Source organism: Marinobacter gudaonensis (genome assembly GCF_900115175.1).
GTDB classification, from domain to species: domain Bacteria; phylum Pseudomonadota; class Gammaproteobacteria; order Pseudomonadales; family Oleiphilaceae; genus Marinobacter; species Marinobacter gudaonensis.
In genome coordinates this window covers 404955-431461 of sequence record NZ_FOYV01000001.1, presented here as the reverse complement: position 1 = coordinate 431461, position 26507 = coordinate 404955, and the positions used below count along the sequence as shown (strand labels likewise).

27 protein-coding genes and 1 tRNA gene are annotated in these 26507 nt (G+C 58.0%); 16 read left to right on the top strand and 12 right to left on the bottom strand.

Annotated features, from left to right (window positions below; translation table 11 throughout):
* Position 1: 1 nt before the first annotated feature.
* Genes BM344_RS01965 through BM344_RS01950 form a run of 4 tightly spaced genes read right to left on the bottom strand, consistent with a single transcriptional unit; the run spans position 2 to position 3481 of the window.
* Positions 2-1267, bottom strand: coding sequence for an NAD(P)/FAD-dependent oxidoreductase (locus BM344_RS01965; protein WP_091985384.1), 1266 nt, complete (start codon positions 1265-1267; stop codon positions 2-4).
* Positions 1264-2064, bottom strand: coding sequence for an SDR family NAD(P)-dependent oxidoreductase (locus BM344_RS01960; RefSeq protein ID WP_091985381.1), 801 nt, complete (start codon positions 2062-2064; stop codon positions 1264-1266). The genes BM344_RS01965 and BM344_RS01960 overlap by 4 nt, the downstream gene beginning before the upstream one ends.
* On the bottom strand, positions 2061-2528 hold the full coding sequence (locus tag BM344_RS01955; protein ID WP_091985379.1) for a nuclear transport factor 2 family protein: 468 nt from the start codon (positions 2526-2528) through the stop codon (positions 2061-2063). The genes BM344_RS01960 and BM344_RS01955 overlap by 4 nt, the downstream gene beginning before the upstream one ends.
* Positions 2525-3481 (bottom strand): acyl-CoA desaturase, encoded by a 957-nt coding sequence (locus BM344_RS01950; RefSeq protein ID WP_091985377.1) that lies wholly within the window; start codon positions 3479-3481, stop codon positions 2525-2527. The genes BM344_RS01955 and BM344_RS01950 overlap by 4 nt, the downstream gene beginning before the upstream one ends.
* A gap of 114 nt (positions 3482-3595) precedes the next feature.
* Here BM344_RS01950 and BM344_RS01945 point away from each other — a divergent pair, with 114 nt between their 5' ends.
* The gene (locus BM344_RS01945; protein ID WP_091985374.1) at positions 3596-4624 is read left to right on the top strand and encodes an NAD(P)/FAD-dependent oxidoreductase; all 1029 of its coding nucleotides are present in this window, start codon (positions 3596-3598) and stop codon (positions 4622-4624) included.
* Here the strand turns inward: BM344_RS01945 and BM344_RS01940 are convergent.
* Complete coding sequence (locus tag BM344_RS01940; RefSeq protein ID WP_091985372.1) at positions 4614-6098, bottom strand: HD domain-containing protein; 1485 nt, start codon at positions 6096-6098, stop codon at positions 4614-4616. The two genes, BM344_RS01945 and BM344_RS01940, sit on opposite strands and share 11 nt — an antisense overlap.
* 114 nt (positions 6099-6212) lie before the next feature.
* Here BM344_RS01940 and BM344_RS01935 point away from each other — a divergent pair, with 114 nt between their 5' ends.
* The 6 genes from BM344_RS01935 (at position 6213) to BM344_RS01910 (ending at position 10772) form a co-directional block, all read left to right on the top strand.
* Positions 6213-7421, top strand: coding sequence for a PP2C family protein-serine/threonine phosphatase (locus BM344_RS01935; RefSeq protein WP_091985370.1), 1209 nt, complete (start codon positions 6213-6215; stop codon positions 7419-7421).
* A 14-nt stretch (positions 7422-7435) separates the two neighbouring features.
* Positions 7436-7927 (top strand): STAS domain-containing protein, encoded by a 492-nt coding sequence (locus tag BM344_RS01930; protein WP_091990697.1) that lies wholly within the window; start codon positions 7436-7438, stop codon positions 7925-7927.
* Between the two features lie 60 nt (positions 7928-7987).
* Positions 7988-9055, top strand: a complete 1068-nt coding sequence (locus tag BM344_RS01925; RefSeq protein WP_091985368.1) for an NAD(P)H-dependent glycerol-3-phosphate dehydrogenase — start codon at positions 7988-7990, stop codon at positions 9053-9055.
* A 24-nt stretch (positions 9056-9079) separates the two neighbouring features.
* Complete coding sequence (locus BM344_RS01920; protein ID WP_091985366.1) at positions 9080-9529, top strand: SixA phosphatase family protein; 450 nt, start codon at positions 9080-9082, stop codon at positions 9527-9529.
* A 14-nt stretch (positions 9530-9543) separates the two neighbouring features.
* Entirely contained in the window at positions 9544-10110 is a 567-nt protein-coding gene (locus BM344_RS01915; protein ID WP_091985364.1) for a DUF1285 domain-containing protein, read from the top strand.
* Positions 10111-10310: 200 nt separating this feature from the next.
* Positions 10311-10772 carry an FKBP-type peptidyl-prolyl cis-trans isomerase gene (locus BM344_RS01910; RefSeq protein WP_091985361.1) on the top strand — a complete coding sequence of 154 codons (462 nt, stop codon included), beginning with the start codon at positions 10311-10313 and terminating at the stop codon, positions 10770-10772.
* Positions 10773-10918: 146 nt separating this feature from the next.
* Here the strand turns inward: BM344_RS01910 and BM344_RS01905 are convergent, their stop codons facing one another.
* Positions 10919-12571, bottom strand: a complete 1653-nt coding sequence (locus BM344_RS01905; RefSeq protein ID WP_091990695.1) for an electron transfer flavoprotein-ubiquinone oxidoreductase — start codon at positions 12569-12571, stop codon at positions 10919-10921.
* Positions 12572-12988: 417 nt separating this feature from the next.
* On the opposite strand from BM344_RS01905, the gene BM344_RS01900 reads away from it, so the two are divergent.
* The 3 genes from BM344_RS01900 to BM344_RS01890 all read left to right on the top strand — a co-directional run bounded on the left by BM344_RS01900 (position 12989) and on the right by BM344_RS01890 (position 15654).
* A complete protein-coding gene (locus tag BM344_RS01900) occupies positions 12989-13738 on the top strand; it encodes an electron transfer flavoprotein subunit beta/FixA family protein (protein ID WP_091985359.1) in 750 nt (249 codons plus the stop codon).
* A complete protein-coding gene (locus tag BM344_RS01895) occupies positions 13739-14680 on the top strand; it encodes an electron transfer flavoprotein subunit alpha/FixB family protein (protein WP_091985356.1) in 942 nt (313 codons plus the stop codon).
* A 107-nt stretch (positions 14681-14787) separates the two neighbouring features.
* Complete coding sequence (locus BM344_RS01890) at positions 14788-15654, top strand: putative RNA methyltransferase (protein ID WP_091985353.1); 867 nt, start codon at positions 14788-14790, stop codon at positions 15652-15654.
* Here BM344_RS01890 and BM344_RS01885 read toward each other — a convergent pair.
* Positions 15651-16118: a hypothetical protein gene (locus BM344_RS01885; protein WP_091990692.1), complete on the bottom strand. Its 468-nt coding sequence runs from the start codon at positions 16116-16118 to the stop codon at positions 15651-15653. The genes BM344_RS01890 and BM344_RS01885 overlap by 4 nt on opposite strands.
* Positions 16119-16124: 6 nt before the next feature.
* On the bottom strand, positions 16125-16454 hold the full coding sequence (locus BM344_RS01880) for a hypothetical protein (protein WP_091985351.1): 330 nt from the start codon (positions 16452-16454) through the stop codon (positions 16125-16127).
* A 208-nt stretch (positions 16455-16662) separates the two neighbouring features.
* Here BM344_RS01880 and BM344_RS01875 point away from each other — a divergent pair, with 208 nt between their 5' ends.
* Both BM344_RS01875 and BM344_RS01870 read left to right on the top strand, forming a co-directional pair.
* Positions 16663-17079, top strand: coding sequence for a hypothetical protein (locus BM344_RS01875; RefSeq protein WP_091985349.1), 417 nt, complete (start codon positions 16663-16665; stop codon positions 17077-17079).
* A gap of 34 nt (positions 17080-17113) precedes the next feature.
* The gene (locus BM344_RS01870) at positions 17114-18355 is read left to right on the top strand and encodes a saccharopine dehydrogenase family protein (RefSeq protein ID WP_091985348.1); all 1242 of its coding nucleotides are present in this window, start codon (positions 17114-17116) and stop codon (positions 18353-18355) included.
* A gap of 9 nt (positions 18356-18364) precedes the next feature.
* Here the strand turns inward: BM344_RS01870 and cydC are convergent, their stop codons facing one another.
* The 4 genes from cydC to BM344_RS01850 are packed head-to-tail and all read right to left on the bottom strand — an operon-like array spanning position 18365 to position 24085.
* Entirely contained in the window at positions 18365-19981 is a 1617-nt protein-coding gene (gene cydC, locus BM344_RS01865) for a thiol reductant ABC exporter subunit CydC (RefSeq protein WP_091985346.1), read from the bottom strand.
* Complete coding sequence (cydD, locus tag BM344_RS01860; RefSeq protein WP_091985342.1) at positions 19974-21650, bottom strand: thiol reductant ABC exporter subunit CydD; 1677 nt, start codon at positions 21648-21650, stop codon at positions 19974-19976. The genes cydC and cydD overlap by 8 nt, the downstream gene beginning before the upstream one ends.
* Entirely contained in the window at positions 21651-22652 is a 1002-nt protein-coding gene (gene cydB, locus BM344_RS01855; RefSeq protein ID WP_091985339.1) for a cytochrome d ubiquinol oxidase subunit II, read from the bottom strand. It abuts the gene before it with no gap.
* 2 nt (positions 22653-22654) lie between these two features.
* Positions 22655-24085 (bottom strand): cytochrome ubiquinol oxidase subunit I, encoded by a 1431-nt coding sequence (locus BM344_RS01850; RefSeq protein ID WP_091985337.1) that lies wholly within the window; start codon positions 24083-24085, stop codon positions 22655-22657.
* A 183-nt stretch (positions 24086-24268) separates the two neighbouring features.
* Here BM344_RS01850 and BM344_RS01845 point away from each other — a divergent pair, with 183 nt between their 5' ends.
* The 4 genes from BM344_RS01845 (at position 24269) to BM344_RS01830 (ending at position 26500) form a co-directional block, all read left to right on the top strand.
* Complete coding sequence (locus BM344_RS01845; RefSeq protein ID WP_091985335.1) at positions 24269-24898, top strand: class I SAM-dependent methyltransferase; 630 nt, start codon at positions 24269-24271, stop codon at positions 24896-24898.
* 98 nt (positions 24899-24996) lie between these two features.
* Positions 24997-25083: transfer RNA gene (locus BM344_RS01840), tRNA-Leu, on the top strand.
* A gap of 144 nt (positions 25084-25227) precedes the next feature.
* Entirely contained in the window at positions 25228-25908 is a 681-nt protein-coding gene (locus BM344_RS01835; protein ID WP_091985332.1) for a hypothetical protein, read from the top strand.
* Between the two features lie 49 nt (positions 25909-25957).
* Positions 25958-26500 carry an ImmA/IrrE family metallo-endopeptidase gene (locus BM344_RS01830; protein ID WP_091985330.1) on the top strand — a complete coding sequence of 181 codons (543 nt, stop codon included), beginning with the start codon at positions 25958-25960 and terminating at the stop codon, positions 26498-26500.
* Positions 26501-26507 lie beyond the last annotated feature (7 nt).

Sequence of the window (26507 nt, the reverse complement as noted above, 5' to 3'; positions counted from 1 at the left end):
ATCAGAGCTCCATCCCGAACGCGCGGGTTACCCGCAGTGCGCTGCGCACACCGTCCTCGTGGAAACCATTAAACCAGTAAGCGCCGCAGAAGTGGGTGCGATTTTGGTTGCCAATTTCGTCATAGCGTTCCTGGGCCCGAACAGCGTCCATGGTGAACACCGGATGGGCATACTCAAAGCGTTTGATGATCCGGGACGGATCAATGTCCCGGCTCCGGTTCAGGGTCACGCAGAAAGTTTCGGGCGCCTCGTGGAAATTCTGCAGGATATTCATGTTATAGGTCACCGAAACCGGCTCGGTGCTGTGGCTCGGAATGAAATAGTTCCAGGCCGCCCAGGCTCGACGGTTGCCGGGCAGAACACGACTGTCTGTGTGCAGTACAACATCGTTTTTCTGGTAGGCAATGGCACCAAGAATGTCCCGCTCCGAGTCAGTGGGTTCGGCGAGCATGGCCAGGGCCTGATCACTATGGCAGGCGAATACCACCTGGTCGAAACGGTGGCTCTCACCTTTCACCAGAACGGTTACCCCGGTTTCGTCGCGGCTAACGCGCTCTACCGGGCTGTTCAGGTGGGTGGCCTCACCCAGGCGATCCATCATTTTACTGACGTACTGTGCCGACCCTCCGGAAATCACTCGCCAGGTTGGCCTGTCATCCACGGACAGCATGCCGTGGTTGTTAAAAAACTGCAGGAAGAAGCGGATGGGAAACTGCTCCAGCACAATTTCCGGTGCCGACCAGATCGCGGCCCCCATGGGCACGATGTAGTAGTTGCGGAAATACCGCGAATAACCGTTCCGATTCAGGTACTCGCCAAGGGTTTCTTCGTTGCTGATAGCGCCGGTGTTGAGATCGGCACGGGTTTCCTTGTTGAACCGGAGTATTTCACGAACCATTTTCAGGAACGGCAGGTTGAACAGGTTCCGGCGCTGGGCAAACAGCGTGTTCAGGCTGGTACCGTTGTATTGCAGCCCGGTGTTGCTGCAATCCACGCTGAAACTCATGTCACTGACTTCCGAGGCCACACCAAGGCGGTCCATCAGCTTGATGAAGTTCGGGTAGGTCCAGTCGTTGAAAACAATAAAACCGGTGTTCACCGGCCAGGTGCGACCTCCTGCTTCCACTTGCTCGGTGTTGGTGTGTCCTCCGGCGTAGTCGGCGGCTTCGAAAACCTGCACATCGTGTTTCTCGGCCAAAAGCCAGGCCGCAGTGAGACCGGAAACGCCGGCCCCGATGACAGCAATCCGCTGACGTTCGTTACTCATCCATTCGATTCCTGCTCATTGTTGCTTTTACGGGCCATGGACGCCGACATTCGGTCGATCAGGGGCCGGGGAAGGGCGCCGAGGATTCTCAGCATCCAGGTAAAACGCTTGGGAAAAGCGATTTCATTGTGGCCTTTGGCCAGCCCGCTGACGATCCGCTCGGCCGCATCTTCGGCAGAGACCAGAAACGGCATGGGAAAATCGTTGCGGTCGGTGAGAGGCGTTTTCACAAACCCGGGCGAAACGACCACCACATCTATGCCCTCGGCGGCCAGGTCGGCTCTCAACGCGTGTGCAAAATACGACAGCGCGGCCTTCGAGGCGCCGTAGCCTTCGGCGCGCCCGAAGGGAAACCACCAGGCGGAGGAACTCACGATGACGATCGTGGCCGGTTTGCCTTTCGCCCGGGTTCGTCGGAGCGCGGGCAGGGCTATATCCAGACAACGGGCGGTGCCAATCACGTTGGTATGAATGTTTTTCTCGATTACATCGCTGCTGTATTCGGCGATCTCGAGATATTCGCAGGTGCCGGCGTTCAGGATGGCCATATCCAGATCGCCGTCGTGTTCGAGCTCTTCGGCAATCGCCTGCAAGTCTTCCTTACTGGTCGTGTCACCGGCAGCACACCGAATCTGTTCAGGTGCAACCGACGCCAGCTCTTCCAGAGCGCCTTTGCGTCGGCCGGTGATCACCAGCCGATGGCCGCCTCGAGCGAGGGCCCGGGTCACTGCCTCACCGATGCCAGAGCTGGCGCCGGTGATCCAGATGTTCGAGGTATCCTGAAGTCGATCACTCATCCTGCCTGGTCCTTTATCCAACGAATGACCCCGCCGATGACGGGCAGGTTCTCGTAGAGCATCTCACCCGCGTCGAAATAGTCCCGGTGGTAATAGACACGGCCGTCGCGGATCCTGAGATGACTGATGCCCTGCACCTGAACTTCCCGGCCCTTGCGAATGCGTTTATGCCGGAGGTGCATCACCCAGGGTAAGGCGGCACACTCGCCCTGAACCACGGCCTCTCCGAATTCGAAACGGCAATCCACGACGTTCGCGTAGGCGCCGGCGAAATATCGGGTCAGTTCGTCCAGGCCATTTACAGTGCCCAGAGGATCCTGGAAACGAATGTCTTCGCTGTAAAGGTCGGCAAGTTTGTCGAGGTTACCCTTGTCCAATTTGTTGAACAGGGCCCGGAAATCCTCCAGCGTTGCGGGAACGGCTGAATTGCGCGTCCCAACTTCAATTTTTGAGGCGGTTGTCATGATCTGTTCCTCCTCATCCTGTCCAGTTCACGTGTCTCTTCCTGAATGTGCTGCGGGATTGGGTTCAGCTCCCAGATAATGCCAAGTTTCGACATCAGCCAGAGGCCATACCAGGTAATGTCGATTTCATACCAGCGGAAACCCTGCCGTACGGATTGCGGCCAGCGATGGTGGTTGTTGTGCCAGCCTTCTCCCAGAGTAATCAGGGCCAGCCAGAAGTTGTTGCGGCTGTCATCAGCCGTGTCAAAGCGGCGCTTTCCCCACACATGAGACAGCGAGTTAATCGAGACAGTGGCGTGAAACAGCGCTACCGTGGAGATAAAGAACCCCCACACCAGTAACTGTAGTCCGTTGGTGCCGAGACCGGGCGCCCAGGCTGCCAGGGCTTCACCCAGGGCATAGATGCTCACCGCTGCCAGCGCGGGTACCAGCGAATCAAACCGGTTGATCAGTTTCAGTTCGGGGAACTTCAGCCAGTCGCGAACACGCCGTTCATCCATTGCAAAGCCGGCGTCGCAGGTGAACCAACCCATATGCGACCACCAAAAACCGCCATGATGAGGAGAATGCAGATCCTGCTCCTGATCTGAGTGCTGATGATGATGCCTGTGGTGTGCGGCCCACCAAAGGGGCCCCCTCTGAGCCGCACTCGCGCCGAGGACAGCAAATGCGAATTGTGCCGGGCGACTCGTCTTGAAGGTTTTGTGGGCAAAATACCGGTGGTAGAAGCCCGTGATGGCAAACATGCGAACAACAAAAAATGCGATCGCAAACCCAATGGCGAACGCACTGACACCCGTGTAGAAGGCCAGCAGACAGGCAAGATGCAGTGCGATGAATGGAATTACTCTCAGGAAATTGAAGGTTCTGGAGTTGGTGTCGATGTGATCCGAACCCGCCTCGGAATCGAACCACCTCAGAATGTTTGTAAGCCAGTGTTGCACTCGGGTCATACCCTGATTGCCTTCCTCTGTTCTAAAACCTTGATTGCTGAACCGGCTGACAACCGGTTGCGATTGCTGTCAAGTTGTACGATGTCACCACTTGAATTGGATGCACGATAACTCATGTTTAATCAGTCCGTTGATATTCCCTCTGTACGTCGTATAGCGATTGTCGGTTCAGGCATATCGGGCCTCACTGCAGGCCTTCAGTTGAAGGGGCTAGGACACGCCGTTACCGTCTTCGAAAAAAGCCGTGGTCCGGGTGGAAGGCTGGCGGCCAAAAGGGTAGGTACGGCATCGGTCGACATCGGTGCTCAGTACTTCACGGCCCGCAACCCCGATTTCCTGCCATTCCTGGAAAAGTACGCAGGCAAGGGCACCTTCGCGCCCTGGCAGGGTCGGTTGGCCTACCAGGCGCCCTCGGGCGAGTGGGAGTCTTTCCCGGAAGAAACACGGTTTGTGGGCACCCCAAGAATGACCGCCATCACTCGGGCGCTGTCGGCCAACCTTGATGTGGTGACGGAAACCCGGATAGCCAGATTGGCGCGAACAGACAGAATATGGCGCCTTTACGATACGGACGACGTGCCGGTGGGACAGTTCGATCAGGTGATCATTACCGCACCGCCGGCCCAGGCCCGGGAACTTCTCGCCAGCAGTGGACTTCCCGAGGTTGCCACTGAGCTGGACGAACCTGTTGGCAAGGTGCTGCCCTGTTGGGCCGTAGCGGCTCACTTCCCGGTCAATCCCTGGCCCCACCACGACGGCATGCGTTGTCAGCATCCCGCTCTGTACTGGGTTGCCAACAATTCCAGTAAGCCAGGCCGACAGGACACCGGCCTGTGGTGGGTTTTACACGCCGGCGCTGCGTGGACTCAAAAGCATGTCGACACGTCGGCGCCGGAAGTGGCCGAACTGCTGGTTACCGCTTTTCGGGAGGTTACCGGTTTTCAGACAGGCCCTGATGATGTGGTGGCCCACCGCTGGCTTTACGCCCGCTCCGAGGGCGGCGAACAGCCTGGCCACCTCTGGTACCCGCAACACGGTATTGGTCTGGCCGGAGACTGGCTCAGTGGGGGCCGGGTAGAAGGTGCGTTTGACAGTGCCTGCGGCCTGGTCGGGGAAATGCACGCGGAGTCAGCTACTCTGTAAGCGCCCCCTGGTTGCCAGTGGTGACATCCGGCCGGGTGTAAAAGTGAGTAATGGTGCCGTCTCGAAACTTGCTGAAAAAGGCGCTGACTTCGGTAATTTTTTTCAGGGAGCGCGCCCGGTGGATGGGTTCGCGAACGAGTACCTTGATACCATTGAAGTTGTCCTGGATATTCGAGAATCGCGCCCGCATGGAACAGGTAACCACGCGGGCGGGACTGATACCGAGTTCGCCGGCTAGCCAGGTGCTGTGATGTCGGATGCCGCTCTCAGACAGGTCTTCACGGGTGTCGAGGTGGTTCAGTTTTACCCGGTTTACGATGCAAAAGGAGTAACTCTGGGGATGCTTGCGGGCCACTTTCCGAAAGGCTTCCCAGAAAAAGTTGTCGGTTAGCTCGGCAAAGTAGGTCATGTCGCTCAGGCAGGTGTCCACCCAGTCAAAGTTTTCAGGATCGTCCAGCACCTCATTGATCGCCTCCCGCAGGAGCCAGTCGAAGCCCAGTGCGGTCTTGTGGGCGTAGACCTTCCGGTACATCTGGTGGCGGCTGTACACAAAGTCTTCCAGCGCGCCCAGGCCCTTCTGGGTGATGGCAAGACCCAGCCAGGGCTCGGATACATCCCAGCCGAAGCGCAGGTTGCTGAGCAGGTGGTCCAGGTTAAAGCCGCCAATGGTCACCGACGAGTGGAACCCATCCCGAAGCATGTAGTCCGCGCGATCCGCGTCGATTTCCCCGGACACAATCGAGGAAAGCAGGTTCATCACCAGCCCGGGAATGTCGTCGCTCAGGGGTGAGCCCACCGCCGCATCCTCGCCTGCGATGAAGGCCCAGAACGTGCGGGCGTGACGACAGAAGGTCTCGCTGGGCGCAACCCCCGTGGTTTCCATGATGCCGATGACATCCCGGGCGTGGAGCCCCGCGCTTTCGAGATCCACCGCCGCCAGCACCTCGTGGGCCACTCTCACGGAATAGTGCTCGTGCTCCAGCTCCTCCGGTTCCTCGGGGTGGTAATCCGAGAAATCCACGCCTCGCCAGAGATCCCGGAACCGGCCTGGCCGCGACATCAGTTCGCGGATTCGGCGGGCCTGAGTGAACTGGTGGGAGAAGCTGGAGTGGCCGCTGTCGTGCAGCAGGCACCCCAGGCGGATCGTTTTTGCCAGGTAATCGATGGCATCAAGCTGGCTCAGACTCAGGTCGGTCTGTTCACTGAGCTGGCGCTCTCTCAGGTAGGCATCAATCATCGACCGGAACATCCGCGTGCCCACGTGCATGACGCCAATGCTGTGCAGGAAACGGGAGTGGGTGGCGCCCGGGAAGACCAGGCTGAGGATATCGTTCTGGCAGATGTTGCGCAGCCTCTGGAACAGCGGATGGTCGATCACCTGGATTTCGTGCCGGTACAGCGGAATCCCGCCATGAACCGGATCCATGATCAGCTTGTCATAGGCTCCGAGAAGGTCGTTGACCGCACGTCTCATCTGCTGGAATCTCCCGAATTCATGAACTTGGCCTTGTTATATCACAGGGGCGTGCCAGAATAGGCTTATCCGAGGCAATTTCCTGTTTCACACTGGTAGTTTAGGGCAGTCGCCATGACCTCGCGCACCGAGCGCATACTAATCATTGATGCCGATGAACGGGCCCGCACCGATCTTGCCCGATACCTCGAGGCCCGGGGCTTTTACGTGACCGGTTATACCGACCTGGCAGCGGCCCGGGCACTGTTCGACGATAACATTCCGGATGTGATCTTTGCAGACCTGCCACCGGCCGCCATCCGCGACCTTGCGAGCCGGTTGGAAGAAGCGGAAACCTTCACTCCCATTGTCGCCTGTTCCTCGAGCCAGTCGAGTGTCGACGTGGTCAATGCCCTGCGGGCCGGTGCGGCGGATTTCGTTCTGAAACCCTGCAACGACGACAAGGGCGCCCTTGATGATGTCATAGGCAAACTGTTTGACCGCGTGAGGGTAAATCGTCTGAATCAGCTTTATCGCCAGGAGCTCGAGGAAGCCAACCGGGACCTCCGGGAGGGTATTGCCGAGCTCCGGGCAGACCAGAGGGCCGGGCGCAAAGTGCAACTGCGGATGCTGCCGGAGCATGAACAGGTCATGAGCGGGCTTCAGGTGGACCACTTGATCAAGCCCTCGTTGTTTCTGAGCGGTGATTTCCTGGATTACTTCCGCGTGACTGACGATAAGGTACTGGTGTATATCGCCGATGTCTCAGGTCATGGCGCCAGTTCCGCATTCGTTACCGTGTTGCTGAAGAACCTTACCAATCGCCTCCAGCGGAACCTGCGTCGTGGTTCCAGCGACGATATTCTTTACCCTGACCGATTCCTCGAGCGCATTAACTCCGAGCTCCTGGATACCGGCCTTGGCAAACACGTAACGGTTTTCGTCGGCATTATTTCACTGAGTGAGCGAAAGCTGCACTACGCGGTGGGCGCGCATTTCCCGATGCCCATTCTGTCGTTTGAGGGTGGAGAAACCGAGTTTCTGGAAGGCAGTGGCCTGCCCGTGGGCCTTTTCGAGTCTCCCGAGTGGGAGGTTTATGAACGGCCTTTGAACAAACCGTTTCACCTGACCCTGTTTTCCGATGGAATCCTCGAGGTTATCCGGCAGAAAACTCTTGATGAAAAGGAGGGGACACTACTTGAACTCGTCTCGGGAGGTCGTCACACTATCGCATCGCTCAACGACGCTCTGAATCTCGACGAGATCACAGAGCTGCCTGACGATATCGCTATTGTGTCGGTTACTGATACCATGAATGGATCAGAGAACACTTCGTCGAAATAGTGGCAGTGTGGAACATGGCTGGTTACAAGATCCTGCAGGCAGAGAAACAGGGCATTTATGTCCTCAAGTTTATTGGGGAAATTCGGCTGAACCTGTGTTCGACGCTGGACAATCTGGTTGAGTCAATCACCCAGGACCCGGAGTTCAAAACGGTGGTGGTGGATCTCACGGAAACCGAGATTATCGACAGCACAACCCTCGGTCTGTTGGCCAAGATTGCCATGGCGGCCCAGAAACAGAGCCACTTCCTGCCCACTCTGATTTCAACCAATCCCGACATTACCCGCATTATCACGTCCATGGGTTTCGACAAGATTTTCATCATTGTCCGAGAGCCTGCGTCCCGTATTGAAGAACTTGAAGAAATACCCGTGCTCAAGGCCAGTGAACAACAGGTTCGCGACAAGGTACTCGATGCCCACAAGGTACTGATGGGCCTGAACAGCCGTAACAGGGAAGAATTCAAGAATCTGGTGCGCGCTCTGGAATGTGAAGAGCCCGGTTGATCCGAAGGCCCCGGGCCTCAATACCGGTGTCACACCTGATCTGACAACAACGGAAGCATTATGTCTGAACAAACGACGCCCCGTCGCGATGGGGTATCCGGGCCAACGCACGACGTTGCGGTGCTTGGTGGCGGGAGCTTTGGCACCGCCATGGCAAAAGTGCTTGGCGAGAACGGCCACCGGGTGCATTTCTGGATGCGCGATGAAGCGCAGGTTGAGGAAATCCGCAGCCAGCGTACCAACAGCCGGTACATGCCCAATGTGGAGCTGAAAGGCGACATTCTCGCGACCACCGATCTTGGTGACGCAGTCAGCAAGGCGGAGCTCGTCTTTATTGCCATTCCGAGCAAGGCTTTTCGGGCCGTTATCCGCGAAAACTGCGACAAATTCCGCGACGAGCAAATCGTAGTCAGTCTTACCAAGGGTATCGAGGAACACGGCTTCAAACTGATGAGCGAGATTCTCCAGGAGGAGATCCCCCGTTGTCGGATAGGCGTGCTAAGCGGCCCCAACCTGGCCAGCGAAATCGTCGACAGGGACCTGACCGCCACGGTCATCGCCGCCAAGGACCCGGATGTGCGCAGAACCGTCCAGGAGTTGCTGGGCTGCGAGTATTTCCGGGTGTATGCGAACGTGGACGTGTACGGGGTAGAGCTCGCCGGAGCACTCAAGAACATTTACGCCATCGTCGCCGGCCTCGCATCCGCTCTTGAGATGGGTGAAAATGCCAAGGCCATGCTGATTACGCGGGGACTGGCAGAGATGAGCCGCTTTGCGGTGAGCCTCGGTGCCAATCCGATGACCTTTATGGGTCTGGCTGGTGTGGGCGATCTGATCGTAACCTGTACGTCGCCAAAGAGCCGGAACTACCGGGTGGGTTACGCGGTTGGCCAGGGCCAGAAACTGGATGACGCCGTGGCAGAGCTGGGTCAGGTGGCCGAAGGCATCTACACGCTCAAGCTGGTCAAAGAAAAAGCCGAAGCCATCGGTATCTACATGCCCCTGGTCCGTGGTCTTTACGAGATTCTCTACGATCACGCGTCGATCAAAGCGGTCATCAACAGCCTGATGATGTCGGTCCAGAACTCCGACGTTGAATTCATTCTGCCTCGGACCATCACACAGTAGGCGGCCAGCAGAGGAAAACTGCCCTTGCAACTGCTTATCATGCGTCATGGCGAAGCCGGCTGGCACACCCTGGACCAGGAGCGGGAGCTGACCGAACACGGCCGGCTCGCAGTGGCAGAGGTCGCGGCCCAGATTGCCGAATCGCCGTGGCGACCGAAGCTGATCTGGAGCAGCCCCTACGTCCGGGCCCGGCAGACGGCGGCTATTGTGTCTGAGATACTCAATTGTCCCGTCGAAGAAAAGTTGTTCATCACCCCGGATGATGACCCCGGGGCCTGCCTGGATGCCCTGATCGAGCAGCACGAATCCCCGCTGATGGTGGTCTCCCATATGCCCCTGGTGGGCGGTCTGGCGACCCTTTTGGTGGATGCCCATCGGCGTGGAATTCCCTTCATGACCGCCCAGGCCGTCGCGCTTGAAATGCCCGTGGTCGGCCCTGGATGCGCCGATCTGAAAGCACAGTTTCTGCCGTGACTGGAGCCAATGTTATGACAACAAATCCGGATAAACTGGCAAAACAGGTGGAGACAACCGTGAAGAATCCGGGACATCCTCCCCTTGAACAGTGGAATCCCGAGCTTTCGGGCGATATGGATCTGCGAGTCAGCCGAGACGGGCAGTGGATCTTCAAAGGCGAGCCCATGGCTCGCGAGGCCATCGTCCGTCTGTTCTCAACCATCCTGCGACGGGAAGCCGATGGCGATTACTACCTGGTGACCCCGGTCGAGAAATGGCGCATCCAGGTAGAAGATACACCGTTGCTGGCGCATTCGCTGGAAGCATCCGGAGAAGGTGAGCTGCAGGTGCTTTCGCTGACCACCAGTGTCGGGGAAACCCTGGAGATTGGGCCGGACCATCCGCTCGCGATTGGCACCTATGAGAACTCAGACGAGCCCAGGCCAGTGGTGGCTGTGCGTCACGGCGTTGAGGCCCGGCTGGTGACCGCTGCCTATTACGATCTGGCCGAACGCGCGATCGAGCGGGTTGAGGACGGCCAATCGGTCTTTGGCGTCTGGAGCCACGGAATTTTCTACAAAATCGGGCAGGGTGGTTGAAAAGCCCCGCCGCGTCCCCAGAATTACGGTAGAAAACGCACTCTGACCATTGTTAAACTGTGTTTTCATACTTGTTATGAGCCTGGCTCTCTAACGAGGCCCGGTGGTCGTTAGTCCCTCTGTGCAGTCTGGCTGTTCACGATCACTTTCGATTGCCTAAATCAATTAAACAGTCATTGCGAGACACGCAAGGAGATCACATGGCCCAACCTCGTGTTGTCACCATCCATTACACGCTCACTAACGATCAGGGAGAGCAGCTTGATTCCTCCCGTGTAGAAGGTCGCGAGCCTCTGTCATACCTGGAAGGTGCACAGAACATCATCGGCGGACTGGAAAGTGCGTTGAACGAAAAGAACGCAGGCGACCAGGTAAAGGTGTCTGTAGAACCTGCTGAAGGCTACGGCGAAGTAAACGAAGAGCTGATTCAGCCTGTTCCTCGTTCTGCATTTGAAGGTGTCGATACCATCGAGCCGGGCATGCAGTTCCAGGCACAGACTCCGGGCGGCCCCCAGGTTGTTCGCGTGGTTGAAGTAGGCGATGACACCGTCACCATCGATGCCAACCACCCGCTGGCCGGTCAGACCCTGCACTTCGACGTGGAAGTGGTTGAGACCCGGGACGCGACCGACGAAGAGCAAGAGCACGGTCACGCTCACTAAGCTGTTCCGACGCGCAACGAAAGGCGGCTCCTCAGGGAGCCGTTTTTTTGTGTCCTGAAATAGTTATGTCGGATTACGGCTTCGCCTTATCCGGAACCAACAAAAAACGGCCCGCAAGGGGCCGTTTGTATTACCGGAAGCCGAACTTACATGTTCGGATAGTTCGGGCCGCCGCCCCCTTCCGGGGTGACCCAGGTGATATTCTGGGCTGGATCCTTGATGTCGCAGGTCTTGCAGTGCACGCAGTTCTGGGCGTTGATCTGGAACCGCTTGCCACTGCCGTCGTCCTTTTCAACTACCTCGTAGACGCCGGCCGGGCAGTAGCGCTGCGCGGGCTCGTCGTACTTGGGCAGGTTGTCACGGATCGGAAGTTCCGGATCGGTCAGCTTCAGGTGAACCGGCTGGTCTTCCTCGTGGTTGGTGTTGGAGATAAACACCGAGGACAGGCGGTCGAAGGTCAGGGTGTTGTCCGGCTTCGGATAGTTCACCTTCTTGCACTCGGACGCCGGCTTCAGGGTGGCGTAATCCGGCGTGGTGTCGTGGAAGGTGATCGGCAGGCTGCCGCGCAGGATGTTCTGCTCGAAGAAGGCGATAGCACCACCAACCACGTTGCCGAACTTGTGCATGGCCGGGCCGAAGTTACGCTCCGCGTAAAGCTCCTTGTACAGCCAGCTGTCTTCGAAACGCTTCTGGAAGCTGGTGATTTCCTCACCACTCTTGCCTTCCTTGAGTGCTTCGAACACGGCCTCGGCGCCCAGCAAGCCGGATTTCATGGCCGTGTGGGAACCCTTGATCTTGGAGCTGTTCAGAGTGCCGGCGTCACAGCCCAGCAGCAGGCCACCCGGGAAACTCATCTTCGGCAGGGCGTTGTAGCCACCTTTGGCGATGGCACGGGCGCCGTAGGAGACGCGCTTGCCGCCTTCCAGGTGCTTCTTGATTTCCGGGTGCAGCTTCAGGCGCTGGAATTCTTCAAACGGACTCAGGTGCGGGTTGCTGTACGACAGATCGGTAATCAGGCCCACGTAGACCTGGCCATTCTCCAGATGGTACAGGAACGAACCACCGGTGGAGCCGGTTTCGTTCAGTGGCCAGCCGGTGGTGTGGATTACCAGGCCGGGCTCGTGTTTGGCCGGATCAATGTCCCACAGTTCCTTGATACCAATGCCGTAGTGCTGGGGATCCTTGCCTTCATCCAGCTTGAAGTCGTTGATCAGGCGCTTGCCCAGGTGACCACGGCAGCCCTCGGTGAACAGAGTGTACTTGGCGCGAAGCTCCATGCCCGGCATGTAGCCGTCTTTTTCGGAACCATCGCGGGCCACGCCCATGTCGCCGGTGATGATGCCTTTTACCTGGCCATCCTCAACAATGGTCTCCGCGGCCGCAAAGCCCGGGTACACTTCAACGCCCAGCTGCTCGGCCTGCTCGGCCAGCCAGCGGCACAGGTTGCCCAGGCTGATGATGTAGTTGCCATGGTTGTGCATGTTCTTGGGCACAAAGGCATTGGGGATCTTGGTGGCGCTTTCCTGGTTCTTCAGCAGGAAAATGTCGTCGCGGGTAACCGGGGTGTTCAGCGGTGCGCCTTTTTCTTTCCAGTCCGGGAACAGTTCGTTGAGGGCAGTGGGCTCGAACACGGTACCGGCGAGGATGTGCGCGCCGATTTCAGAACCTTTTTCTACCACGCATACGGTGAGTTCCTCGCCAGCTTCCTGTGCCAACTGCATGACACGGCACGCTGCCGACAGGCCCGCCGGGCCGCCGCCGACGATAAGAACATCAAATTCCATCGATTCGCGTTCCACGTTGGTCTCCTCAAACATCTTTGATGAATATTGTATGCCCGCAGGCGAGTTTTTCGGGTCGCCATAATACCGGCTAAAGGGCCTGTAGACGACTGCCACAGGCCGATTTGGCCTGCCTGACTATCTGAAAGGATACCGCATTTGAGAAATCAAACAAACGTTTGTTTGAAATTCGCCCCGACCTTTGGCACTCTAGGAGCACACTGAAACATGGTGTATTTTGAGTCGAAATCTAGTATCGTCTCATTACGGTTCCCGGTCAAGGCCGGTGAATTGGCTGAAAACTCAGTTCTGGCGCGTCGTTTGAGGCCATTGATTCTGCCGAGCGTTGCTTCCACCATTGTGGCGCACTGATTTCAGGCAGGCTCTGCGCGAGGACTGCAAGTCATAAACCCATCGTAGAAGAACGAGGAATCTATGAAGGTTCTGGTCGCTGTAAAACGAGTTATCGACTACAACGTGAAGGTGCGCGTCAAGCCGGACAACACCGGTGTTGATCTCGCCAACGTCAAGATGGCAATGAACCCGTTCTGCGAAATCGCCGTGGAAGAGGCGGTTCGCCTGAAGGAAAAGGGTGTTGCTACCGAAATCGTGGTGGTGTCCATTGGTCCCAAGGCCGCCCAGGAGCAGATCCGTACCGCTCTGGCGCTGGGTGCGGACCGTGGTATCCACGTTGAAACCGACGAGGAGGTTCAGTCTCTCGAAGCGGCCAAGCTGCTGAAGGCGGTTGTTGAGAAGGAAGAGCCGAAGCTCGTGATTCTCGGCAAACAGTCCATCGATTCCGACAACAACCAGACTGGCCAGATGCTGGCCGCGCTGACCGGTATGGCTCAGGGCACCTTCGCTTCCGAAGTGGTTGTTGAGGGCGACAAGGTAAACGTAACCCGCGAGGTAGACGGTGGTCTGATGACCGTTTCCCTGAACCTGCCAGCGGTTGTGACCACTGACCTGCGTCTGAACGAGCCGCGCTACGCCTCTCTGCCGAACATCATGAAGGCCAAGAAAAAGCCGCTGGACGGCATGAGCCCGGCCGATCTGGGTGTCGACATTGCTCCGCGCCTTTCCACCCTGAAGGTCGAAGCGCCCGCTTCCCGTCAGGCAGGTGTGAAAGTGGCTGATGTAGCCGAGCTGGTCGATAAACTGAAGAACGAAGCGAAGGTGATCTAAATGAGCATCCTTGTAATTGCTGAACATGACAACAGCAGCCTGAAGCAGGCTACCCTGAATGTTGTAGCGGCTGCCAAGGCCATCGGCGGTGACATCGACGTACTGGTTGCCGGCGAGAACTGCGGTGCGGTCGCAGAAGCCGCGGCCAAGGCCGAAGGCGTGAACAAGGTACTGGTTGCCGATAACGCGGCCTACGGCCATTTCCTGGCCGAGAACCTGGGCGAGCTGGTTGCCGAAGTGGGCAAGGGCTACAGCCACGTGCTGGCCGCTGCCGGTACCACTGGCAAGGACTTCATGCCTCGCGTCGCCGCGCTGCTGGACGTTGCCCAGGTATCCGACATTATCCGCGTTGAGTCCGACGACACCTTCGTTCGTCCAATCTATGCCGGTAACGCCATCGCCACCGTGAAATCCAGCGACAGCGTCAAGGTCATCACCGTTCGTCCGACTGCATTCGATCCGGTAGCCGCCGAAGGTGGTTCTGCCGCCGTTGAGCAGCTGGACGTGGTCAAGGACGCGGGCCTGTCTTCCTTCGTGAGCGAAGAGAAGGCCGAGTCGGATCGTCCGGATCTGGCCTCTGCCGGCATCGTTATCTCCGGTGGCCGCGGCATGCAGAACGGTGACAACTTCAAGATGCTGGAGCAAGTTGCTGATCTGCTGGGTGCCGCTGTTGGTGCATCCCGTGCCGCTGTTGATGCCGGTTTCGTACCGAACGACATGCAGGTTGGCCAGACCGGTAAGATTGTTGCTCCGCAGCTGTACGTTGCCGTGGGTATTTCCGGTGCCATCCAGCACCTGGCCGGTATGTCTGACTCCAAGGTGATCGTTGCGATCAACAAGGACGAAGAGGCACCGATCTTCCAGGTAGCGGACTACGGCCTGGTAGCGGACCTGTTCGAAGCGGTACCGCAACTTGAGGAAGAGTTGAAGAAGGTTCTGTAACCTTCTCTCAGCTTTAGAAAAAGGCACCTTCGGGTGCCTTTTTTGTTGGGCCAGCCTGCATTACCTGCGATCATAGAAAACACCATTCCGGACAAGACAAACCCACAATGACCAGCATTCCTTTCGATGCACTTGCCTGTCCCCTAGACCATTCCCCCCTCATGCGCTCTGACGGGGCCTGGCGTTGCGAGCACGGCCACAGTTTCGATATTGCCCGGCAGGGCTATGTGCATCTGCTGCCAGTTCAGAAGAAACGCTCACTGGATCCTGGAGACAGCAAGCCCATGGTGGCGGCCCGCAGGCGCTTCCTCGAGGCGGGATACTATGCCGGGATTGCCGAAGCCGTCAGTCAGAGGGCGATGGCGGCCCTGAACCCAATGATCACCTCCGGTAACACCGTTCCAGCGGTACTGGATGCCGGATGTGGAGAAGGCTATTACCTCCGTCACCTCAACGCTGCGGCCGGGGAGCTGCCTCTCAGCATGATCGGAGTGGATATTTCCAAGTGGGCTGTACTCTCCGCAGCCAAGCGCGAAAAGGCGTGTTGCTGGGTGGTCGGGAGCAATGCCAACCTGCCGGTGCTGCCGGCCTCGCTGGACCTGATCCTGTGTCTTTTCGGGTTTCCGTCGTACGGCGAATTTGCTCGTGTGCTGAAGCCTGGTGGCCGTATTCTTCAGGTGGATGCAGGCGCTGATCATCTCAAAGAGCTGCGTGAAATCATCTATCCGGAGCTGAAGCCGCCTCGGGAACGAGATTCCGGAGCGCCGGAGGGGTTCGAGGAACGCGCGTCCAGCACGCTCCGGTCCACCGCAGTGCTTGGCGGTCAGTACCCGATCGCCGATCTCCTTGCCATGACGCCACACCTGTACCGGGGCAGCGCCGAGGGGCTCGAGCGGGCTGCAACCCTCAGTACCCTGACGGTGACCGTAGACGTCGTGATTCGTGAATTCGAGAGGCAGCTCGATCGCGTCTAGGAGGCGCCGGGCCGGCGCTTGCGTGCAACCAGGCGTTTTTCGGCCTGCCCGATGATCAGGGTGTCTGCCAGAATGTGCAGTGCCCGGTTGGTGGTGCGTACCGTCCGGTAGATTTTCTGGCTGGTCTCATCGTGACTGAGCCTCGCCTTGCGGGCACTGCTCCGGAAGTCTTCGTCGCTGGAAAACAGGTCGATAAGCCCAAAAGTGGTGTTGGAAATCGCCTTGTGCAGCTTTTCCACGGCAGTGGCACCCCCGGTTACCGAGTCTTCCAGCAAGCGCGCCCGGTTACGGACTTCCAGTAGGTCCATGCGGCTTTTCTGTATGGCGCTGTTGGCGGCCACCCGATGTGAATTGAGAATCCTGGCTTCGCGCCGCCCGATAAGGAGCAGGCGAAAGACCTGGCAAAGCATCGCCAGTGCGAGCAGCTCTAACAATGCGATCGTGGCAAGAAGAAAGGTTTCCATGGTCATTCACCGATACTCGATGTGCATTTCCACGTCGATCTCACGCTCGGCCAACTCCGACTCCAGCTCTTTCATGACTTCCTGGTACACCATCTTGCGCACCATTACCGGGAGCTTATCGGCCAGGATCCTGGCGGAGCGGGATTCCCGTTTTGCCAGGGCAATCGGATCCAGTACCCGAAGCGTAAGCACCAGCTCGGGTTCCTGTTCTCCGCCTGGAATATCGTCGTTTTCCATCATGCGGGCAATCATCTTGCGCTGCTCAATCACCTGCCAGCAGAGAAAGGCGCTGAACAGGACGAGTAGCAGGCTGATCACCAGAAGAAAGGTGGTCAAGGCAAACCTCCGGAATTCGGTTAATGCACGTGCAGGCAGTGTGCCCCAGGAATCATGACAAACGATTGGCCCTATCGACGGCCTTTCCGGTTATGACAGGAAAGTGGAACAACCGCTCAAAACCGCTAACATCGTTTGCAGTCGGGCAGTGTTGCACGCAGAATCAAAGAGTTAAAGCGAAGTATTCACACCATTAGAGGATGGAATCATGGTTTGGTTGAAGGCGTTTGCAAGCGGTTTTCTCGCAACTCTGGTGTTTCACCAGGGCCTGTTTGCCCTGTTCTGGTTAGCGGGTGCTGTGCCGGCGGCTCCGTTCAACCTTTCGCCGGTTCCGCCTTTTGGTGTGCCCCAGGTGGTATCGCTCGCCTTCTTTGGCGGTCTCTGGGGCATGGTGCTTTGGCTGCTTTTGGGGCGCCTGGCCGGGGTGACCTTCTGGCTCGGCCATGTCATTGTGGGGGCGGTAGGTCCCACGGTGGTCGCCATGCTGTTGGTGTTCCCCATGAAGGGACTGGATGTCTCCGCCCAGACCTGGGTAGGAGGGCTGATTCTGAATGGTTTCTGGGGCCTTGGCGTTGCCGTATTCATGCGCCTGATGGGCGCTCGCGCGGTCGCCGTGCCCCGCTGAGTCGTTAATTCAAACGGTTGATTAAGGAAGAGCAATGACCAAATCCACAGACACGGCCTACGACCTGGTGGTTTTCGGTGCCACCAGTTTTGTTGGCCAGATTCTCACCCGATATCTGCTCGAGACCTACGGTGTGGATGGCCAGGTAAAGTGGGCCATCGCAGGGCGTTCGGAAAGCAAACTGAAGGCCCTGAAGACCGAGCTTGGCCCGCAGGCGACAGCCATACCCGTCATCCTCGCCGACGCATCCGACGAGGCTGCCCTGCAGTCCATGTGCGACCAGACCCGGGTAATTATCTCCACAGTGGGGCCCTATGCACTGTACGGCGAGCCTTTGGTACAGGCCTGCGTTCGCAGCGGCACCGATTACTGTGATCTCACCGGCGAGGTACAATGGATTCGTCGGATGGTCGAACGTTATGAGGCAGAAGCGAAAGCCTCAGGGGCCAGGATCGTCCACTGCTGTGGTTTCGATTCCATTCCGTCGGATATGGGCGTCTGGTTTCTGCAGAACCAGGCCGAGCAGACCTTCGGCAAGCCCTGTCGGGATGTGCGCATGCGCGTGAAAACTGCCAAGGGCGAGTTCTCCGGCGGCACGGTTGCCTCGATGATCAACGTGGCAAAGGAAGCCGCTGCCGATCCGAAGCTGAGAAAAGAGCTGGCCAACCCGTTTTCCATCTGCCCCCCGGAACACCGATCCAAAACCCGGCAGCCAAGCCTGAAAGGCGCCGAGTACGACAAGACGTTCAACGCCTGGCTGGCACCCTTCGTGATGGGGGCGATCAACACCCGCGTGGTGCACCGTTCCAACGCCCTTCAGAACGCCCGATACGGCAAGGAATTTACCTACGACGAGGCCATGATGACCGGCCGTGGCACGAAGGGCCGGCTTGCCGCCTACGCCATTACTGGCGGTCTGGCCGCGTTCTTTACCGCCTCCGCGATCAAACCGACCCGCTGGCTGGTGGAGAAGTTTGTGCCGAAGCCGGGTGAGGGGCCCAGTCCAGAGGCGCAGAAAGCGGGCTTCTACGATCTGCGGTTTGTCGGTCGCACCGAGGACGGCAAAACGCTGATTACGAGGGTAACGGGAGACCAGGATCCCGGGTATGGTTCCACCGGGAAAATGCTAGGCGAGGCGGGCATGTGCCTGGCCTTCGATATCCCGGCTGATCAACCCGGAGGCTTCTGGACGCCGGCCTCACTGCTGGACGGCAAGCTGCTGGAGCGACTGACCAGCAAAGCCGGCCTGACCTTCGAAGTGGTAGAAACCCGTTAGCGGGCCTTTCTAACCGGAAAGAGAAAGCACGCGGTCGGTGCCCGGCAGGGCATCCGGCCCGTGTGCCAGCACAATCAGGGTTTTCCCTTCCAGCAGTGTTTCCAGGCGCTTCGCGATCCTCGCCCGGGTGTCAACATCCAGCCCCGTGAACGGCTCATCAAGTATCACCAGAGGCGCAGGGCTCAGGAGCACCCGGGCCAAGGCCAATCGTCGCGCTTCGCCGCCGGAGAGACGGCTCCCGGAGCTTCCGATCCAGGTATCGAGCCTGTCCGGCTCGGTTGCGAAGCGATCTGCCAGTTCCATGTGCTCGAGAATTCGCCAGAGCTCGGTGTCCGAGGCGTCCGGGGCGCCCAGTAGCAGGTTTGCCCGCAGGGTATCGTCGAACAGCACGGTTTTCTGGGTGAGATAGGCACACGCCTCGCGGGCCAGACTGCCGTGGGGCAGGGGAAGCAGACCGGCAAGCGCATCGGCCAGAGACGATTTGCCACTGCCGGAATGGCCAATAACGCCGAGCCGCTCACCCGAACTTACGGTCAGGTTGAAGTGGCTGAACAGCGGTGCGTAGCCGGCGTATTTTACGGTGATGTTATCCGCCTGAAGCGCCGTGCCCGCATTGAGTTCACCAACCGCGCCTACCTGCGGCCGTTGACCTTTCCTGCAGTCCCGATTCAGACGTGCCGCCGAGGCCATGGTAGCACCGAGCTTGCCGAAGGCATCCGGCAACATGGCGAATACTTCGGCCAGGCCCAGCAGGGCAATGGGCAGTAACACAAGCACCGGGCCGGTAATCGCTCCGGCCTGGAACAGCGCCAGACCCAGCCACAGGGCCAGAACGGCGGCCAGATGGATGAGAAGGTGCGAGCCCGCCAGATGCCAGCCAACCCGGGTATCAACGCGAGCTTGCTCGGCATTCGCCTGATGCGCCTGCCGCATGAGCCAGGCGGCATGTTTGCCGGTGCGCCCGGCGGCGGTAAGCTCGGGGAATCCTTCAATATGTTCAATCACAGCAGTACGCAGATCGTCCTGTCGGGTGCTTTGTCTGGCCGCCAGGTCAGAGGTAGCCAGGTAAACCGAGGCAGTGGCCACTAACAAAGCAGCCAGCAGCACCAGCGTCAGCCAGAGTGCTGTGTTGGGATCGAAGAGTACGGTGGCAAGGATCAGCACCAGCATGGTCGTCAGCCCGGCCAGCGCAGTGGGTGCGATCAGCCGCAAATACAGGGTGTCCAGCGCGTCGACATCCGAGGTGAGCCTGGAAAGCCACTGGGCACCGCTCAGGCCACTACGGCCAGGCCCATGGGTTCCGGCGAGCCCTTTGAATAGCGCAACCCGGATGTCGGTAAGCAGTCGCAGCACTGTGTCGTGGTTGTATACCCGTTCCAGGTATCGAAAAACCGTGCGCGACACCGCGAAAAAGCGGATGGCGCCGCCCGGAACGTACAGGTTGATCGTGGCCGCTGTACCGGCAGCCAGTAACAGCCCTACTATCGCTGTTTCGGTAATGAACCAGCCGGAAGCCGCTAACAGCGAGAGCCCAGACAATAGGGTGGCGAACATTAGCGCGCCGCCTGCGAACAGGCGAACCGGGCGCTTGAAGATCAGTTGCAGCCAGGGTTTGAGTTCACGCATCGCGCATCTCCCCGCCGGACACCAGCAAGATCCGGTTTGCCAGCGTCAACAAGGCCTGATGGTGAGTCGAGAAAACCAGAGTCTTGCCGGCTAAGGCCAGTTTGTGCAGCGCTTCAAGTACAAAGACTTCGCTATCGCTATCGAGGCCGGCCGTGGGTTCATCGAGCAGAATAAGGTCGTAATCGGCCAGGAAAATACGGGCCAGGCTAAGCCGTCTGGCCTGCCCCCCGGAGAGGCCTTGTCCTTCCTCAGAAACCGGGCTGTACAGACCGTCTTTGCGGGTTCCGAGAAGGGCGCCCAGCCCCACATTACGCAAAGCGGTTTCAATTGCGATATCCGAGGCTTCGGGCGAGGTCAGCCTGAGATTGTCGGCCCAGGTGCCATGAACCAGGAAGCCTTTCTGACCAAGCCAGCCGAAACGGAATTCACCCGGCGCCTGCCCAAACACACTCAGAGTGCCGCTGTTGGGCACTGTGAACCCCGCCAACAAATGCAACAGGGTGGACTTGCCACCACCCGTTGGACCGGTGAGAGCAACCACGTCGCCCCGGTTTATGGTGAGGTTGCAGTTCCGTAGCACCGGCTGCTCTGGGCGATAGGCTTTGTGGACCGATCGCAGTTCGATGCGCTCCGGGCTGCCGGTAGGAACCGCCGCCCTTTCTGCTTGCCCGGCGTAGGGGTGAGAGTTCAACCGTGCCAGGATCTCGGAGCTGGCGCCAAGAGCCGCCGCACGGTCATGGTAATGCTGTGAGAGCGTGCGAAGGGGCTGAAAGAACTCCGGCGCCAGCAGGAGAACCAGCAACCCGGAAAACAGGGTCAGCTCATCCGCCGGCCCGAAGCTGATGTAACCCAACAAGCCGAAGCCGATATAGATCGCGACCACTGCGATGGCTACCGAGGCAAAAAATTCCAGAACCGCCGACGACAGAAAGGCAACCCGGAGCGTTTTCATGGTGACCCGACGATATTGGTCGGAGCGCTCTCGAATGAGCTCCGAGGCCCAGGCCGTCTGACCAAACAGCTGCAGGGTGGTGAGGCCGCGTACCTTGTCGAGGAACTGCCCGGACAGCCGGCTGATGGTGTCGAAATGCTGCTGGTTGAGCTTTTCAGCGCCCATGCCTACCAGGGCCATGAACAGGGGAATCAGCGGTGCCGAGGCCAACAAAAAAAGACCGGCAAGCCAGTCCACCCAGAACACCAGAACCAGGATGACGGACGGCACAATAACCGACAGGAACATCTGGGGCAGGAACCGGGCAAAGTAACCATGCAGCGCTTCAACGTGGTCTATCCACTCCCGGGCCAGGGTGCCGGCCGAAGACTGGGCCAGTTCGACCGGGCCGGTGGCCTGCCAGTGGTTGTGCAGTTGACGACGTACAACCCGTCGAACCCGCTCGCTGCTCAGCGCGGCGAAACGGGCCTGAGCCCCTTGGGCCAACGCCCGGACAACCAGAACGAGAATCAGGCTGAAAAACAGCGGCGCAAGATCAGCAACCGCGACCTTTTCAATCACCCCCCGATGAACGATCCGTGCCAGCAGCGCCATCTGGATAACGGTGGCAACGCCAGCCACCGTACCCGCAATGACGGTACTGCGGATCCACACTCGGCTGCCTTTGGCCAGATCGGCAAGCCAGCGACGAACCTCTTGCGGATCCGCCTCGGCCACTCAGTGGTATCCTTCGCCCGCGCGGACCTTGCCCCGGAACACCCAGTACGTCCAGGCGGTATACGCCAGTACGATGGGGATCACGAACAACAGCCCCAGCAACAGGAAGAGCTGCGATTCATAGGCGGAGGCAGCGTCCCACAGGGTGTATTCCGGTGGCACCACATACGGCCAGCGGCTTACGACCAGCCCGAGATAGGTGAAGATAAACAGCCCCATGGTGGCCACAAACGGCATGCCCTCGAAGCGGTTGCGAACGGAACGGAAGATCTGGAACGCGCACAGAAGGGTGAGTACCGGGAGAATCCAGATCACCGAGAGATTGGAGAACCAGCGCTCTCGCACCATGTCGTCTACAAACGGCGTCCACACGCTGATAATCCCGAACACCACCAGAACGGCGCCCAACAGGGGGAGCGAGACCCGGTAGGCCCACTCCTGCAGATAGCCCTCGGTTTTCATGATCAGCCAGGTTGAGCCAAGCAGGGCGTAACCGGCCAACATGCCAAGCCCGGTAAGTACCGTGAACGGTGTGAGCCAGTCGAGGGCGCCGCCCACATAGACACCGTTGGCCGTCTCAAAGCCCTGGATGTAGGCGCCCACCACGGCGCCTTGTGCGAAGGACGCAACGGTAGAGCCTCCTGCGAAGGCCCAGTTCCAGAGGTAGCGAGAGGTTCGCGCCTTGAACCGGAACTCGAACGCCACGCCCCGGAAAATAAGGCCGGCAAGCAGCAGAAACACGCCGATATACAGCGCGGGCAGGAAGATGGAATACACCATCGGGAACGCCGCCAGCAGGCCGGCGCCACCCAGCACCAGCCAGGTTTCGTTACCATCCCACACCGGCGCCACAGAGTTCATCATGGTGTCGCGGCTTTCCTCGTTGGGCGCAAACGGAAACAGGATACCCACGCCCAGGTCGAAGCCGTCCATGAGCACGTACATGATGATGCCAAAGCCAATGATAAAGGCCCAGATCAGTGGCAGATCAAACAGTTCCATAATCAGTGACCTCCCTGGCTTGCCGGTTTGCCGCGTTGCTTATCGTGCTCGATCTCGAAGGGTACGTGGGCGGCAGAGAACGGCCGTTTCGGACGCTCCATCTCGTGCTCTTCCTCAGGCCGGTCTTCCAGACCCACGTACAGCACCCGCATCAGATAATAGACACCGGCTGAGAACACCAACGCATACACCACGATATAGCCGATCAGTGTGAACAGCGCCATACCGCCTGTCAGTGACGGTGTGAGCGCCTGAGCCTGGGTCATAAGCCCGTAGACCAGCCAGGGTGCCCGGCCGATCTCGGTGACGAACCAGCCAGCCAGAACGGCAATGAATGGCGTGATGCTCATGAAGCGCATGGCCTGCAAAAACCAGGGGGTTTGCCAATAGCGTCCGCCGGCCCGCAGCACCAGGCCAGTAACGGCAGCAGCAATCATCAACAGGCCAAGGCCAACCATCACCCGGAACGACCAGAACACAATCGCCACCGGCGGCTGCTGGGCCACGGGTACCTCATTGAGCCCGGGCACCTCGCCATCCCACTCATGCGTGAGGATGAAACTGGCCAGGCTGGGGATGCCGATCTCATAAAGGTTGCGCTGGCTTTCCTGGTCCGGAATCGCAAACAGCAGCAGTGGCACATGACGGGAGGTTTCCCAGTTGCCTTCCATTGCTGCCACCTTCATGGGCTGGTGCTCAAGCGTATTCAGGCCGTGGAAGTCGCCCACCACTGCCTGGGTAGGCGCAAGCAGCAGAAGGAGCCACAGACAGATGGACAACGCCTTGCGGTTGGCCTCCACCTCGCGACCTTTAAGAAGGTACCAGGCACTGACACCGGCTACTACAAACCCGCCCGTCAGGAACGAAGCCAACAGCATATGACTGAAGCGGTAGGGGAAGGACGGGTTAAAAATGGCTTCGCTCCAGGAGGTGACGAAGAAAACGCCATCACGAAGCTCGGTGCCGGCCGGCGTATGCATCCAGCTGTTGGCGGAAAGAATCCAGAACGATGATATGAAGGTGCCGGTGGCCACCATGATGGCTGCGAGCAGGTGAATGCCCGCAGGCACCTTGTCCCGACCGAACAGGAGAACCCCCAGGAAGGCAGCTTCCAGGAAAAACGCAGTCACTACCTCGTAACTCAGCATGGGCCCCAGGAAGTTGGCGGAGGCCTGGGCAAAATTGCTCCAGTTGGTGCCGAACTGGAAGGACATCACAATGCCCGACACCACACCCATGCCGAACACAACCGCAAACACTTTGGTCCAGAACCCCGAGAGTTTCACCCACGCCGGATTCCCGGTTTTGAAGGCCAGTGCCTCCAGGGTGGCGATGAACGAGGCAAGACCAATGGTAAACACCGGGAAAATGGCGTGAAATGACACTACAAACGCAAACTGGATGCGCGAGAGGATCAGGGGATCAAGTTCCATAGGAACCCTCCGGTAACGTTCACATCAAAAGACACGGGCCCAGCGGAACCCGTTCATCCGCTGCCTTCGCTCAGTTTGTTGTGTTGTACTGCCGGCAGATCGTTAACATGCTACTAAATAACAGGGGCGCACCGATATAACCGATTGCGCCCTCCTTGATTTAAAACAAGTATGGTGAAGCCAATGAGCTTTTACGAAGACCGTATCCTGCCGCACATCATAGACTGCGCCTGCTCCATGGGCCAGGTGATGAAGCTTCGCAGCGAGGTGGTGCCGCGGGCGAGGGGCCGCGTGTTGGAAGTGGGCATGGGCTCCGCGATCAACCTGCAGTTCTACCGGGCCGATCAGGTGGAAGTGGTGTACGGGCTTGAACCGTCGGAAGGCATGCGCCGAAAGGCCCGCCCGAACCTGGAAAAATCACCGGTAACGGTGGAGTGGCTGGACCTGCCCGGCGAAAAGATACCCCTGGAAAAAGACTCGGTAGACACGGTCCTGCTCACCTTCACCCTGTGCACCATTCCCGACTGGCACGCGGCTCTGGAGCAAATGTGGCGGGTACTGAAACCGGGCGGTGAACTGCTGTTCCTGGAGCATGGGGAATCGCCCGACGAGGGCACCCGCAAATGGCAGCACCGGATTACACCAGGATGGAAGAAATTGGCGGGCGGCTGCCACCTGAACCGCCACATCGCCGACCTGATCCGCCAGGGCGGTTTCCAGATCGAGGAACTGGAAAACCTCTATATTCCCAAGGCACCAAGGATTGCCGGGTATATCTACAAGGGCAGGGCGATCAAGCCGGCCAATCCCTGAAGGCACGTCGCAAAGGACGCTGCTCCAGCGGGCGGAATGCGAATTGCGTTACCCTACGCAGACTTATACAATTCCGCCCGTCAAATCCCCCTCCGATTGCCCGGATGGTGAAATTGGTAGACACAAGAGACTTAAAATCTCTCGGCCGCAAGGCCGTGCCGGTTCGATTCCGGCTCCGGGCACCAATAAAACAGCATCCTAGGTCTTTTCCTCTCCTTCCGTTGGAGTGAGCTGATTCCCATGTAGACATAATGTAGACGCATCAGCTTTGCTTTGCTGCAATAGCGCACCTAGTGTATTGTTTTTCTGGAATATCGGGTGGGATAGAGATGAACAATAAGGACAATCAAGGCACAGCGATAGGTCAGCGAAATGGGAGAGCCAAGGGTTGGCTGATTTTTTTTGGCAGCCTTTTCGGAGGGCTTCTCGGTATCCTCACGATTTGGATCTTTTTCACAGACTCTTCAACAGGCTTATTTGATACCGCAAATGGCATCCTCTTCTCGAAGCCGAGAACAGGGCTGAATCAGCAAGAAACGCTTTTGCTTCAACAGATGATTGAGAATGGCGCCATCATGACTCCCAGTGAGGTTATGAGTGAGGTGTCCTCTTTCTATGAGCGAGTGATTACGATACTTACGACACTCATTGCTTTTCTTGGCGTTATTGCGTACATGTATGTACGTACAGTATCGGAGGAGGCGGCGCTTAAAACTGTTAGAGAGGCAGTAGTGAGTCAGATCGATTCGGATGCTCATAAAAAAGACATTCTTGAGGCGGTAAAAAGCGTGGTGGAGCCTGAACTCAAGCGTCGATTAGATCCGAAGGTTTCGGGTCTTGATACCTATATGAAAGATTTGGATGCAAAGCTTGAAGAGTTTCAAGAGGTCGCACAGCGAATGCCGTCCGAGGATGTCGTTGAAGATATTTATGCGCGTATATCCATGATAACTAGACACATAGCCCTTGAAGATGAAGAGGAAAGTGGAGGGGATTTGGACCTTGAATAACGATTGAATCTATCTGAAGTAAACATAAATTTTATGGTTGGACAGTAGCATGGCAGTCATCAAGCGAAGATTAAGCAAAACCAATCTCTCCCACTTGACTAGTGGTGGGCATCGCTTGGCCGCTGACAAACTTTTAGAGGCAGCAAAAAACCAGGGGATTCAAACGGTTCCATTGGATGTTGAGCGTTTAGCTGGATCTTTTGGTGTAAAGGTCAAGGTTGTTCCAATGAAGGACGAGGTCTCGGGCCACCTGTCCCTTAATGACGGTCAATGGGAAATTGCAGTCAACGCTCTTCATCATCCAAAGCGACAGCGGTTTACACTCGCCCATGAGCTTGGCCACTATGTACTTCATCGCTGGCAGTGCCAGAAGTTTGAAGATACGAAGTTGTTTAGGAATAACGAAACAAACCCGATGGAAGCTGAAGCTAACAGATACGCGGCAGATCTCTTGATGCCAGAGCCTGAATTCAGGAACTATATTAATACCGTATCGAAAAACATAAATGATATAGCCGATTACTTTGATGTTTCAGCGTATGCAGTAAGAGTGAGGGCTAAAAATCTAGGGTTTAGTGGTCATGGCTTATAAGGGATGG